Annotated in this window: 6 protein-coding genes; 2 read left to right on the top strand and 4 right to left on the bottom strand. The window is 72.1% G+C overall.

The window, feature by feature from the left end:
* Positions 1-4: 4 nt before the first annotated feature.
* The 4 genes from PUR53_RS12990 to PUR53_RS12975 form a co-directional block, all read right to left on the bottom strand.
* Positions 5-1,417 carry a dipeptidase gene (locus tag PUR53_RS12990; RefSeq protein ID WP_329908393.1) on the bottom strand — a complete coding sequence of 471 codons (1,413 nt, stop codon included), beginning with the start codon at positions 1,415-1,417 and terminating at the stop codon, positions 5-7.
* 10 nt (positions 1,418-1,427) lie between these two features.
* Positions 1,428-4,889, bottom strand: a complete 3,462-nt coding sequence (locus tag PUR53_RS12985) for an ATP-dependent helicase (protein ID WP_329908392.1) — start codon at positions 4,887-4,889, stop codon at positions 1,428-1,430.
* A gap of 58 nt (positions 4,890-4,947) precedes the next feature.
* The gene (locus tag PUR53_RS12980) at positions 4,948-8,283 is read right to left on the bottom strand and encodes an ATP-dependent helicase (protein ID WP_329908391.1); all 3,336 of its coding nucleotides are present in this window, start codon (positions 8,281-8,283) and stop codon (positions 4,948-4,950) included.
* Positions 8,284-8,594: 311 nt separating this feature from the next.
* On the bottom strand, positions 8,595-8,960 hold the full coding sequence (locus PUR53_RS12975; protein ID WP_329898278.1) for an MGMT family protein: 366 nt from the start codon (positions 8,958-8,960) through the stop codon (positions 8,595-8,597).
* Between the two features lie 185 nt (positions 8,961-9,145).
* Between PUR53_RS12975 and PUR53_RS12970 the strand changes: the two genes are divergently transcribed.
* Together PUR53_RS12970 and PUR53_RS12965 are read left to right on the top strand one after the other, a co-directional pair.
* Positions 9,146-11,974 carry a lysylphosphatidylglycerol synthase transmembrane domain-containing protein gene (locus PUR53_RS12970; RefSeq protein ID WP_329908390.1) on the top strand — a complete coding sequence of 943 codons (2,829 nt, stop codon included), beginning with the start codon at positions 9,146-9,148 and terminating at the stop codon, positions 11,972-11,974.
* 128 nt (positions 11,975-12,102) lie between these two features.
* Positions 12,103-13,653 carry an alpha/beta hydrolase gene (locus PUR53_RS12965; RefSeq protein ID WP_329908389.1) on the top strand — a complete coding sequence of 517 codons (1,551 nt, stop codon included), beginning with the start codon at positions 12,103-12,105 and terminating at the stop codon, positions 13,651-13,653.
* Positions 13,654-13,665: the final 12 nt, after the last annotated feature.

The raw sequence follows: 13,665 nt of genomic DNA, 5'->3' as shown, positions 1-13,665 counted from the left end.
TTCTTCAGTGTGCCTCGTGGGTGCTTTCTGCCAGTTCGCCCCAGAGGTACGCGCTGGTCTCGACGCCCTTGAGCAGCAGATCGAGTTCGACCTTCTCGTTGGGGGCGTGCCAGCCGTCGGAGGGGACGGAGATGCCCAGGAAGAGCACGGGGGCGTCGAGCACTTCCTGCAGGTCGGCGGCGGGGCCGGAGCCGCCCTCGCGCGTGTGGCGGACCGGCTGCTGGAAGGCGCGGCCCATGGCCCGTACGACCGCCCGTAGGGCCGGGTGGTCCAGGGGCGTCAGGCAGGGGCGGGTGGAGCCGCTGAACGTGATCTCGTGGCGGATCCCGGCGGGGATCAGCTCGGTCGCCCAGGCGGTGACGGCCTTCTGGATGTGCTCCGGGTCCTGTCCGGCGACCAGGCGGAAGGACAGCTTGACCATGGCCGAGGAGGGGATGATCGTCTTGCTTCCGGCGCCCTGATAGCCGCCGCCGATGCCGTTGACCTCGGCGGTCGGGCGGGCCCAGATGCGCTCCAGGGTGGTGTGACCGGCTTCACCGTGCGCCGCGGTCGACCTGGCCGTGCGCAGCCATCGCTCCTCGTCGAAGGGCAGTTCGGCGAAGAGTTCGCGCTCGCGGTCGGTGAGCTCGACGACGCCGTCGTAGAAGCCGGGGATCGCCACGCGCGCGTGCTCGTCGTGCAGGGCGGCGACGAGACGGGCGATCTCGGTGGCCGGGTTCGGTACGGCGCCGCCGAAGGAGCCGGAGTGGATGTCCTGGTCGGGGCCGTACAGCCGGATCTCGCACTCGGCGAGGCCGCGCATGCCGGTGCAGACGGTGGGGGTGTCCTCGGCCCACATTCCGGTGTCGGAGACGACCACCGCGTCTGCGGCGAGCCGTGCGGCGTGCTCCTCGACGAGGGCGCGGAAATGCGGCGAACCGGACTCCTCCTCGCCCTCGATCAGCATCTTGAGGTGGACCGCGGGAGCGGTGCGGCCGGTGGCGGCGAGGTGGGCTCGGACACCGAGTGTGTGGAAGAACACCTGCCCCTTGTCGTCGGCCGCCCCGCGCGCGTGGAGCCGGTTCCCACGGATCACCGGGTCGAACGGCTCGGTGTCCCAGCCGTCCTCGCGCGCCGCGGGCTGCACGTCATGGTGTCCGTAGACCAGGACCGTGGGGGCGTCGGCGTCCGTGGAGGGCCATTCCGCGAAGACTGCGGGGGCTCCCGGCGTCTCCCAGACCTCGGCGGTCGGGAAGCCGGTCTGCCGGAGCTTGGCGGCCAGCCAGTCGGCGCTGCGGCGTACGTCCGTCGCATGCTCGGGCTGGGCCGAGACCGACGGGATGCGCAGCCATTCCACGAGGTCGTCGAGGAAGGCGTCACGGTGGTTCTCGATGTACGTACGGACGACGCTGACGTCGCTGTCAACGGGCTGGCTCATGCTCACGAGCCTATCGGCCCGCGCCGACATGCTCGTCCGGCGGTTCGTCCGTGACCACCTCCGGTCCCTCTTCGGTACCGGGTTCCTCCAGGAGCAGTCGCTCCAGTGCGTCCCTGCCGGGGAGGTTCCGGGGCCGTACGACGTCCCCTGTGCGGACGTACAGGAAGGCCGCGTCGACGGACTCCAGGGGCACGTCCTGCTGCTCGGCCCAGGCCAGCCGGTAGACGGCGAGCTGGAGCGGGTCGGCGGCGCGCGTGCGGCTGGTCTTCCAGTCGACGATCTCGTACGTCGTCGTCCCGTCGCCGCCGTCGGCCCGGTAGACGGCGTCGATGCGGCCGCGTACGACACGGCCTGCGATGTCGATCTGGAACGGGGCCTCGACCCGGTGCGGGGTGCGGTGCGCGTACGGCGTGCGTTCGAAGGCCTCCTTGAGGGCCTCCAGGTCCAGTTCGTCGGCGATCTCGGCCTCGCCGCCGGGCAGTTCCTCGGGCTCCAGCATGGGCAGCCGCAGCTCTTCGAAACGGGCCTCGAGCCAGGCGTGGAAGCGGGTGCCGCGACGGGCCGCGGGCTGCGGGGGGCGCGGCATGGGGCGGGCGAGCTCCTGTGCGAAGCCGTCCGGATCGGCGGCCAGACGCATCAGCTGCGAGGCGGTCAGCGACGCCGGCAGGGGTACGTCGGTGACCTTCGCGCGGGCCCGCATGAGCTCTCCGGTGAGGGCGTCCAGGTCGCGGTCCCACGAGGCGACGGTGCGGGCCTCCTCGGGGGTGAGTCCGGAGGCGGCGGGGTGTCTGCGGGCGTGCGGCACGGACGGCGGGCGCTCGTCCGGTGCGGGGTGGTCCACGCGCGCGTGGGGGCTTTGCGCGGGGCGGTCCGACGACCAGGAGTCCCAGTCGTCGGTGTCCTCCTCGACGGAGGGGTCCTCCGGGAAGTCCTCGTCGGCGGGACCCTCATCCGTGTCGTCGGGGGAGGCTGCCGCGTCCAGGTGGGCCAGTACGGTCCGCGCGGCCGCGCGGCGGCGCGTCAGGGCCATGTCGTCGAGCGGGAGCGGCCAGGCGTGGTCGGCCGCCCTCTCTTGGAGGGCGGGGTTCTCGGCATCCTCCTCCGGCTCGTCGGCCCAGGCCTCGATCTCGCCGTGCCCGGCGACGCAGTGGTCGTACAGGGCGGTGAGGAAGTCGGACGGCCCGCGCGGGCGTTTCTGGGAGGGGCCCCACCAGTGGCCGGAGCCGAGGAGCAGGGAGCGGGGGCGGGTGAACGTGACGTAGCCGAGGCGGAGTTCCTCGGTGTGCTGGTGGTCCTTCATGGCCTCCTGGAAGGCCTTCAGGCCGCGCGAGTCCCAGGCCTCCACGTCGGGGAGGGTGTCGGCGTCACCGCGCAGCTCGTGCGGCAGGACCTTGCCCTGGGCGGTCCACTTCTCGCGGCCCTGGGTGCTGGGGAAGGTGCCGGTGACCAGGCCGGGGACGGCGACGACGTCCCACTCCAGGCCCTTGGACTTATGGGCGGTGAGCACCTTGACGGTGTTCTCTCCGCCCGGCAGGGCGTTGTCGAGGCCCTTCTCGTACTGCGCGGCCGTACGCACGAAGCCGAGGAAGGCGAGCAGGGTGGCCTCTCCGGCGCTGTTGGCCGCGAAGGAGGCGGCGACGTCCAGGAAGTTGGACAGGGTCTCGCGGCGGCGGGCGGCGAGCGCGTGGGGGGACGCGGAGAGTTCCACCTCCAGGCCCGTGACGGCGAGGACCCGGTGGAGGACGTCCATGAGCGGGTCGGCGAGCGAGCGGCGCAGGTCGCGCAGTTCGGCGGCGAGCCGGGCGAACCGAACGCGCGCGTCCGGCGAGAACGGCAGCCCGTCGTCCTCCGCCTCGGCTTCGAGGGGGAGTTCCAGGAAGGTGTCCAGCGCGTCGGCCAGCGAGATCACCTCGGAGGGGTCGACGCCCTCGACGGCCGCGGCGAGCCGGCGGTCCGGGTCGGCGTCGGCGTCCACGCGCGCGTGGGACACGAGCAGCCTGGCCCGGCGCCCCAGCAGGGCGAGGTCGCGGGGTCCGATCCGCCAGCGCGGGCCGGTGAGGAGGCGGACGAGTGAGGCGTTGGCGCCGGGGTCCTGGAGGACCTCGCAGACGGCGACGAGGTCGGCGACCTCGGGGAGGTGGATCAGCCCGGAGAGACCGACGACCTCGACCGGGATGTCCCGGGCGACGAGCGCGCCCTGGATCTCGGCGAAGTCCGTGGCGGTGCGGCACAGGACGGCGATCTCGCCGGGTTCCTTGCCGGTGCGCACCAGGTGGGCGATCGAGTCGGCGATCCAGTCCAGTTCCTCGGCGTGCGTGTTCAGGAGGGCGCAGCGGACCACTCCGTCGCGTTCGGCGCCGGGCGCGGGCCGGAGGGCCTCCACGCCCGCGTGCATGGCCCGCAGGGGCTCCGCGAGACCGTTGGCGAGGTCGAGGAGCCGGCCGCCGCTGCGGCGGTTCTCACTGAGCGCCTGGCGGGTCGCGGGGCGGCCGTCGGGGTGGGCGAAGTGCTCGGGGAAGTCGTCGAGGTTGGCGACGGAGGCGCCGCGCCAGCCGTAGATGGCCTGGCAGGGGTCGCCCACGGCGGTCACGGGGTGGCCGGTGCCGCCGCCGAACAGGCCGGCCAGCAGGACACGTTGGGCGACGGATGTGTCCTGGTACTCGTCGAGCAGCACCACTCGGAACTCGTCCCGCAGGATGCGCCCCACCTCGGGGAGTCCGGCGAGGCCGGCGGACAGGGCGATCTGGTCGCCGAAGTCGAGGAGGTCCCGCTCGCGTTTGGCCGCACGGTAGCGGCCCACCAGTTCGGTGAGTTCACGCCGGGCCGCGGCAGCCTCGGGGACCTTGCGGAGGTCCGCGTTGGTGAGCTTGGCGTCCTCCAGTTCGCGCAGCAGTTCGGCGTCGTACGCGCGCAGGTCCTCGGGTCGTACGAGGTGCTCGGCGAGTTCGGAATCGAGGGTCAGGAGGTCGCTGACCAGATCGGGGAAGGAGCGGGTCAGCGCCGGGTACGGGCCCGGGGAATCCCGCAGGACTCTTGCGGCGAGCTGATAGCGGGTGGCGTCGGCGAGGAGCCGGGAGGTGGGCTCCAGGCCGATGCGCAGGCCGTGGTCGGTCAGCAGGCGGCCCGCGAAGGCGTGGTACGTGGAGATGACCGGTTCGCCCGGCGGGTTGTCCGGATCGATCACGTCCGGGTCGGTGATGCCCGCTTTGACCAGGGCCTTGCGTACGCGCTCGGCGAGTTCGCCCGCCGCCTTGTTGGTGAAGGTCAGGCCGAGCACCTGTTCGGGGGCGACCTGTCCGGTGCCGACCAGCCACACCACGCGCGCGGCCATCACGGTGGTCTTGCCCGAGCCTGCTCCGGCCACGATCACCTGCGGTGCGGGCGGCGCGATGATGCAGGCCGTCTGCTCCGGGGTGAACGGGATGCCGAGGAGCTCCTTGAGCTGCTCGGGATCGCTGATACGGGCGGACATTCCAGAGAGGCTAACGCCGGCCACTGACAGCGGCTGCGGGGCCGCCGGGCGGGCGCTGTCACTCGACCACGTGACGGCCTTCGGGGCGGGCACTGCACGACGCCCGGAAAGCGCAGTGTGCACAGTGTTGTCCGGCGGCGGGGGAGAAACGTTCGTCCAGGACCTTGCCCGCGGCGGTGGCCAGAAGATCTCCCACCCACTCCCCCTCCGCTCCCTCAAGGGGGCCCTGCGCCTGCACCTTGGGGACGGTCTCGCCGCCGTTCTTCTTGGCGGCACCCTGCCGCAGCTGGACGAGTTCGGCGCCGCCCGGCTCCGGGCGCACGCCGCCGAAGGGCTCGTCGACGGCGCCCTCGCGGACCGCGAGCTGGTACACCGCGAGCTGGGGGTGGCGGGTCACCTCGGCGGAACTCACGGACTGCTTGCCCGTCTTGAAGTCCACGACGTAGGCACGGCCCTCGGTGTCGGTCTCGACGCGGTCCATGGAGCCCCTGATGCGCACCTCGTAGTCGCCCGCTTCGAGGGTGACGTCGAAGTCGTGCTCGCTGGCCACCGGGGCCCGCCCCGCCCGGTCCATCACATGCCACTTCAGGAAGCGTTCGAGCGCCACGCGCGCGTGCTGCTTCTCCTGCTCCGACTTCCAGGGCGCGTCGAAGGCGAGCGCGTTCCACACGGAGTCGAGGCGCTCCATGAGGACGTCGAGGTCGGCCGGGGTGCGTCCGGAGGCGACCTCGTCGGCGAGCACATGGACGACGTTGCCGAAACCCTGGGCCGCGGTCGCGGGCGCGTCGGCCTTCACCTCACGCCCCAGGAACCACTGCAGGGCACAGGTGTTGGCGAGTTGGTCGAGGGCGCTGCCCGACAGCACGACGGGCTGGTCGCGGTTCCTGAGCGGCACCTTGCTCTCGGTGGGCTCGAACATGCCCCACCAGCGGTAGGGGTGCGCCGAGGGCACGAGCGGACGGCCGTCCTCGTCGCTCAGCGCTGCCAGCCGGGCCAGCCGCAGGGCAGCCGCCTCGCGGAGGGTCTCCGACACGCGCGGGTCCACCGTGGTGGCGCGCAGTTCGGCGACGAGGGCGGCCACGGACAGCGGGCGGCGGGGACGGCCGGTGACGTCCTTGGGCTCGACCCCGAGCTCGGTGAGGAAGCGGGAGGGCTGGTCGCCGTCGTCGGCGGGGGCCTTCACCGCGGTGACGACGAGGCGTTCACGCGCGCGCGTGGCGGCCACGTAGAACAGCCGGCGTTCCTCCGCGAGGAGCGCGCCCGGCGTGAGCGGTTCGGCGAGACCGTCGCGGCCGATGCGGTCGGCCTCCAGGAGGGAACCGCGACGGCGGAGGTCCGGCCACAGGCCCTCCTGGACACCCGCGACGACGACCAGGCGCCACTGGAGGCCCTTGGCGCGGTGCGCGGTCATCAGGCGTACGGCGTCGGGGCGGACGGCGCGCCCGGTCAGTGTGTCGGCGGCGATGTCCTCGGCCTCGATCTCCGCCAGGAAGTTGAGGGCGCCCAGGCCGCCGGTGCGCTCCTCCGCGCGCTCCGCCGTGGCGAACAGCGCGCACACGGCGTCGAGGTCACGGTCCGCGTTGCGTCCGGCCGCGCCGCCGCGCCGGGCGGCCCGCTCCAGGCGCCTGGGCCACGGTGTGCCGTCCCACAGCTCCCACAGGGCCTCCTCGGCCGTACCGCCACCCGCGAGGCCTTCACGGGCCTTCCTCAGCAGCGCGCCGAGTCGTTGCGCGCCCCGCGCGTACACCGGATCGTGCGCCACCAGCCGCTCCGGCTCCGCCAGCGCCCGTGCCAGCAGTTCGTCCGAGGGCGGCGGTGCGGGATTGCCGCCGGCCCGCTCCTCCTCGCGCAACGCGCGGCCGAGGCGCCGCAGATCGGCGGTGTCCATGCCCGCCAGGGGGGAGGCGAGAAGGTCCAGCGCGGTCTCGGTGTCGAGCCAGCAGCGCTGCGGGTCGTGGGACTCGTCGGGTTCCTCTGCCGAGGCCCTCGGCGACTCGCCCAGCTCCGCCCGTGCCACCGCCCGTAGCGCCGTCAGCAGGGGCTGTACGGCCGGTTCGTGGCGCAGGGGCAGGTCGTCGCCGTCGATCTCCAGGGGAACGCCGGCGGCGGTGAGGGTGCGCCGGATGGAGGGGATGGTGCGTGCGCCGGCGCGCACCAGGACGGCCATCTCACTCCAGGGGACGCCGTCCTCCAGATGGGCCCGGCGGAGGACGTCCGCGATGTTGTCCAGTTCGGTGCCCGGCGTCGGGTACGTGTAGACCTCGACGCGCCCTCCGTCCTGTACGGGACGCAACTCGCGGTGGGCGCGTACCTTCTCGGCCGGGAGACGGGTGAGGGGCATGCGCTGGGTGAGCAGGCGGGTGGCGCCGAGGAGGTTCGCTCCCGCGCGGCGGGAGTTCCTGAGGACCGCGACCGGTGCCGGGCGGCCGTCCGCGCGCGGGAAGGCCTGCGGGAACTCCAGGATGCCGTTCACGTCGGCACCCCGGAAGGTGTAGATGGACTGGTCGGGATCGCCGAAGGCGACCAGGGTGCGGCCACCGCCGGCGAGGGTCCCCAGCAGCCGTACCTGCGCGGGGTCCGTGTCCTGGTACTCGTCGACGTAGACCGCGTCGTACTGCGCGGCCAACCGCTCGGCGACGTCGGGGCGGCCGGCCAGGAGCACCGCGCGGTGGACCAGCTCCGCGTAGTCGAGGACGCCCTGCAGGTCGAGGACGTCGAGGTACTCGGCGAGGAAGGCGGAGGCCGCGAGCCAGTCCGGGCGACCGATGCGCGCGGCGAAGGCGCGCAGGTCCTCGGGGGCCAGACCCAGTTCGCGACTGCGGGCGAGGACGGCGCGGACCTCGTCGGCGAAGCCGCGGGTGGTCAGGCAGGCGCGCAGTTCGTCCGGCCAGCGCACGTGCGCGAGACCCAGGCGCTCGAGGTCGGGCTGGCCCGCGAGCAGTTCACGGACCGCCACGTCCTGCTCCGGGCCGGACAGCAGACGCAGAGGCTCGACGAACAGGTCGCTGTCCTGGTGGGCGCGGACCAGGGCGTAGCAGAACGAGTGGAAGGTGGTGGCCTGGGGAGCACGTGCGGCGCCCAGGCGCAGCGCCATGCGGTCGCGCAGTTCCACGGCCGCCTTGCGGCTGAAGGTCAGGACCAGCACGCGCGCCGGGTCGGCCCCGCGGGCGACGCGGGCACCCACCGACTCGACGAGCGTGGTCGTCTTGCCGGTGCCCGGACCTGCGAGGACGAGCAGGGGCCCCTTCTCGTGGTCAACCACGCCGCGCTGCTCGGCGTCCAGACGAGGGGGGTCCGTCCGGGCCGGTGGGGTACGCACCAGTCGGTAAGCGCCACGGCTCCCCTGTCGCACCTGGGTGTGCGACAGGCGCCTGGTGGAGAAAGAGGAGCTCACGTGGTTCGCCGGTCCTGGTGGGTGTGCGAGGTGTCACTGTCGACGCGGTGCGCCGATGTCGAGGGGTGGTGGTCGGGAAAGGGGTGCGCGGCGCGCCGCTCGTCGAGGAGGGTGGCCGGGGGGTGAGGGGGACACGCGCAGCCGACGCTACGCCGACGGGTGGTGCGGAAGCAGGGCTTCCCGTGATCGCCTCCCGACTCGCGCGGCACGTGCGTCCCTCGCCCCACGAACGTACGGCATGGCACCGACGTGCCCTGCGTCCCCCGTACGGACCAGGGGTCGCACCGAGGTCCGTCGGATACCGGAAGCTGTCAGGTGTGACCCTCCGAACCCCCACCGCCGTCCCAGCGCGCCCGTCTCATGTCGAGGCGCGGCACATGGCCCTCGGTGGCCCGGCTCGCTTCGCGCAAGGGGGTCGCCTCCGCGCGGTAGTGGTCCAGAGCTCTCAGTTCGTGGCCGGGCAGCAGGGCGCCGTCGGCCCGGACGACCCGCCACCAGGGAACCGCGCCCCCGTAGAGGGCCATGACACGGCCCACCTGGCGCGGACCGCCCTCCCCCAGCCATTCGGCGACGTCCCCGTATGTCATGACCCGCCCCGGCGGGATCAGGTCGGCGACCTCGAGGACCCGCTCCGCATACTCCGGCAGGGCGTCCGCCGGAAGGCTCTCCTCGCTCATCCGTCCCATCCTGCCCCACCCCACCGACAATGGGACGTGGTGGCCCACGCGTGCGTCCCTCGCTCCGGGGGCGGTCTTCGGGCAGACTGTGCGCCCCCGCATTGCACCCTGATGCCCCTGTGTGCCCACCCGGCATGCCACCATCGTGCGGGCGGTGACTGGTGATACGAGACCAAGAAGAGACGATGAAGCAGCAGAGCGTGCACCCCGATGACGCGGCGGGCACCTCTGACGCCTCGTCGCGCCCGAACGCCTCCGAGGGAGGCGGCGAGAGCACGGACGACGTCCCGAAGAAGGCCTCCGGCACCACCCCTCCCTCCGCCGAAGAAGAACCCCCCACGACGCACGAGGACGAGAAGCGACAGGACAAGCAGGGGGCACAGGACCAGCGGGACCAGCGGGACGATGACGACCTCGAGGAAGCGCACGCCGAGGAGGTCGAGGGCGACGAACCACTGCTCCCCGCGCGCGTGCACCGTCCCTCCGACCTCATGCGGCTGTCGGTCGGCATCCTCGGGATCATCGTCCTGCTGGCGATCGCCGCGTTCGCCCACGGCACCACCTCCGGACTCGAACAGGACATCAGCAAGGGCACGGGACAGGCCCCCGATCTTCTGATCAAGCTCGCAGGCCTGGGATCGAGCATCGCGATCCTGCTCGTACCGGTCGCCTTCGCGATCGAACGGCTGATCAAGCGGGACGGTCTGCGCATCGCCGACGGTGTGCTCGCGGCGGTCCTGGCGCACGGAGTGACGCTGGCGACCGACCTGTGGGTGGCCAGGGCCGCCCCGGACTCGATCCAGGAGGCGCTCACACAGCCCTCCCCCGGCGACATCCACGCCCTCACGGACCCCGTGCACGGCTACCTCGCGCCGGTCATCGCGTACATGACCGCCGTCGGCATGTCGCGCAGACCTCGCTGGCGGGCCGTGCTGTGGATCGTGCTCCTGCTGGACGCCTTCTCGATGCTGGTCACGGGCTACACGACACCGTTCTCGATCATCCTGACGGTGTTGATCGGCTGGACCGTCGCCTACGGAACGCTGTACGCGGTCGGCTCCCCGAACGTACGCCCGACCGGCCGGACCCTGATGGCCGGCCTCCGGCGGGTCGGCTTCAAGCCGGTCAGCGCCGCCCGGGAGGAGATCCCGGAGACGGCGGAGGGCGGGGACCGGGGCCGCCGGTACTTCGTGACGCTGGAGGACGGTCCACCGCTGGACGTCACCGTCGTGGACCGGGAGCAGCAGGCTCAGGGCTTCTTCTACCGTGTCTGGCGGCGGCTGACGCTGCGCGGCATCACCACGCGCCGCAGCCTCCAGTCGCTGCGCCAGGCGCTGGAGCAGGAGGCCCTCCTCGCGTACGCGGCCATCGCGGCAGGTGCCAACGCGCCGAAGCTGATCGCCACCTCCGAACTGGGACCGGACGCCGTGATGCTCGTCTACGAGCACACCGGCGGCCGCACCCTGGACTCCCTGGCGGACGACGAGGTCACCGACGAGCTGATGTCGGACACCTGGCACCAGGTGAAGGCGCTGCAGTCGCGGCGCATCGCGCACCGCAGGCTCGTGGGTGACGCGATTCTGGTGGATCGTTCCGGCACGGTGATCCTCACCGATATGCGCGTCGGCGAGATCGCGGCGGGCGATCTGGTGCTGCGCATGGACGTCTCCCAGCTGCTGACGACTCTGGGGCTGCGGGTGGGCGCGGAACGCGCCGTGGCCTCGGCGGTCAGCGTCCTCGGCCCCGACGCTGTGGCCGACTGTCTGCCGATGCTCCAGCCCATCGCCCTGTCACGCTCGACCAGGGCGACCTTGCGCAGACTCGCCCGGGAGCGCGCCGAACGCGAGCGCGAGGCGGTCCTGGAGGCGTCCCACCTGGCCAAGCAGGCCCGTGCGGAGGAGCACAGCAGGGCCACCGAGCCGGGCAAGGCCGACAAGAAGGCCGTACGGGCCGAGCAGCGGGCCGAGAAACGGGCGATCGACGAGGCTCTGGAGGAGGCCCGCGAGGAGGACCTGCTCACCCAGATCCGCCACCAGGTGCTGCTGATCAGGCCCCAGGCACCGGTCGAACCGGCACGGCTGGAGCGGGTCAAGCCGCGCACCTTGATCAGTCTCATCGCCGGTGCGATCGGCGCGTACTTCCTGCTGACCCAGCTCACGCACATCGAGTTCGGGCCGCTCATCGAGAACGCCGAGTGGGGCTGGGTCGCCGCGGCGGTGTTCTTCTCCGCGCTGAGCTATGTCGCGGCGGCGATGAGCCTGCTGGGGTTCGTGCCGGAGCGGGTGCCGTTCCTGCGGACGATCGCGGCGCAGGTCGCCGGATCGTTCGTGAAGATCGTGGCGCCGGCCGCGGTGGGCGGTGTCGCTCTCAACACACGCTTCCTGCAGCGGGCGGGGGTGCGGCCGGGGCTCGCGGTGGCGAGTGTCGGCGCGTCGCAGCTCTTCGGGCTCGGCTGCCACATCCTGATGCTGTTGGCCTTCGGCTATCTGACCGGCACCGAGAAGACCCCCTCCCTGTCGCCGTCCCGCACCGTCATCGCGGGCCTGTTGACGGTCGCGGTGCTCGTGCTGGTGGTGACGTCGATCCCGTTCCTGCGGAAGTTCGTCGTCACGCGCGTGCGGTCGCTCTTCGCCGGCGTCGTGCCCCGCATGCTCGACGTGCTGCAGCGGCCACAGAAACTGGTCACCGGCATCGGCGGCATGCTGCTCCTCACGGGCTGCTTCGTGATGTGCCTGGACGCCTCGATCCGCGCGTTCGGCAACGAGGACGTGTCGATCAGCATCGCCAGCGTCGCGGTCGTCTTCCTCGCGGGCAACGCGCTCGGTTCCGCGGCACCGACCCCGGGCGGTGTCGGTGCCGTCGAGGCCACCCTGACGGTCGGTCTGATCGCCGTCGGCCTCCCCAAGGAGGTCGCCGCGCCCGCCGTGCTGCTGTTCCGGCTGCTCACCCTGTGGCTGCCCGTGCTGCCGGGATGGCTGGCCTTCAACCAACTGTCGCGCAAGGGCGCTCTGTAGGGGATCACGCGCGCGTGGGCCCCCTTTCCGGCTCACGCCGTCCACGCGCGCGTGGCGAGACCCCGGGGGCTCACCCGCACGGCCCGCGCCCCGAGCGCATCGCTCCGGGCGCCTCCAGGATGAGTGGCATGCCCCTCTCGCCCCGATCGCGTGCCGTCGCCATGACCGCCGTCGCCGTCCTGCTGTCCCTGACGGCGGCGGGCTGCGGCGACGACGGCCCGGGGAACGACGAGGACCTGACGACGCAGAAGCTGAGCTGGAAGGCCTGCGAGGCACCGTCGGAGGCCCAGGGCGGTGGGCCCGCACCCCCACCGCTGCCGGACGGCGACGTCTGGCAGTGCGCCATCATGAAGGCACCTCTCGACTGGGACGAGCCCGACGGCGACACGATCGGTGTCGCACTGATCCGGGCCCGATCCAGTGGCTCCGCGAGTCAGCGCATCGGCTCGCTCGTCTTCAACTTCGGCGGCCCCGGCCTCTCGGGCGTCAAGACGCTGCCCTCCTTCGGCGAGGACTACGCGAGACTGCGTACCCGCTACGACCTGGTGAGCTTCGACCCACGTGGCGTGGGACGCAGCGCCGGCATCCAGTGCGAGGACGACGAGGCACTCGACGAGTACTTCCAGCAGGACATGACACCGGACGACGCGTCCGAGCGGACGGAGTTCCTCGACAGCACGAAGACGTTCAACTCCGCCTGCGAGGAGAACTCCGGCAGGACGCTCCCGCACGTGCCCACCACGGACGCGGCCCGCGACATGGACCTCATGCGCCGCCTCCTCGGCGACGACAGACTCCATTACTTCGGCTTCTCGTACGGCACCGAACTCGGCGGCGTCTACGCCCACCTGTTCCCCGAGAACGTCGGACGCGCCGTGTTCGACGCGGTCGTCGACCCGACCCAGACCGCGGAGCAGGGCGCGCTCGCACAGACCAGGGGCTTCCAGCGGGCGCTCGACAACTACGCCCGGGACTGTGTCTCCCAAGAGGCGGACTGCCCGGTGGGCGACACCGAACAGGACGTCGAGGACCGGATCGTCAAGCTGCTCGAAGACCTCGACAGAAAGCCGATCACCGGGGTCTTCCCCCGCGAACTGACCGAGTCCGAGGCGAGGAACGGCATCGCCCAGGCCCTCTACTCCCAGGATCTCTGGCAGTACCTCACAGAGGGCCTGGAGCAGGCGTACGACGGTGACGGCCAGGTGCTGATGCTGTTGTCGGACTCGTTGAACGGGCGCAGCGAGAACGGCGAGTACAGCAACATCACCGCGGCGAACGTCTCCATCAACTGCGCGGACGACAAGCCGCGCTACACCACCGAGGACGTGGAGAGGAGGCTGCCCGAGTTCCGGGCGGCCTCGCCCGTCTTCGGTGAGTGGCTCGGCTGGTCCATGCTCAGTTGCACCGACTGGCCGGTCGCCGGCGCGGCCGACCATCCCGATGTGCGGGCCCCGGGCTCGGCGCCGATCCTCGTGATCGGCAACACGGGCGACCCGGCCACACCGTACGAGGGCGCGCGAAGGATGGTCGAGGCGCTCGGGCCGGGGGTCGGCGTGGGAGTGACGTACAAAGGGCAGGGCCATGGCGCGTACGGCAGCGGCAATGCGTGCGTCCAGAGTGCCGTGGACGGCTACCTGCTGTCGGGGAAGGTACCGAAAGCGGGCACTGTCTGCTCGTGAATATGCAGGTCA

The sequence above is a fragment of the Streptomyces sp. SP18BB07 genome (genome assembly GCF_036322545.1).
Classification (GTDB): domain Bacteria; phylum Actinomycetota; class Actinomycetes; order Streptomycetales; family Streptomycetaceae; genus Streptomyces; species Streptomyces deccanensis.
This window is presented reverse-complemented; position numbering and strand designations above follow the sequence as displayed.

Coding starts and splice junctions, on each gene's coding strand:
- PUR53_RS12985 (WP_329908392.1), bottom strand. CDS start 4,889: ATGTCCGCCCGTATCAGCGATCCCGAGCAGCTCAAGGAGCTCCTCGGC.
- PUR53_RS12990 (WP_329908393.1), bottom strand. CDS start 1,417: ATGAGCCAGCCCGTTGACAGCGACGTCAGCGTCGTCCGTACGTACATC.
- PUR53_RS12970 (WP_329908390.1), top strand. CDS start 9,146: ATGAAGCAGCAGAGCGTGCACCCCGATGACGCGGCGGGCACCTCTGAC.
- PUR53_RS12965 (WP_329908389.1), top strand. CDS start 12,103: ATGCCCCTCTCGCCCCGATCGCGTGCCGTCGCCATGACCGCCGTCGCC.
- PUR53_RS12975 (WP_329898278.1), bottom strand. CDS start 8,960: ATGAGCGAGGAGAGCCTTCCGGCGGACGCCCTGCCGGAGTATGCGGAG.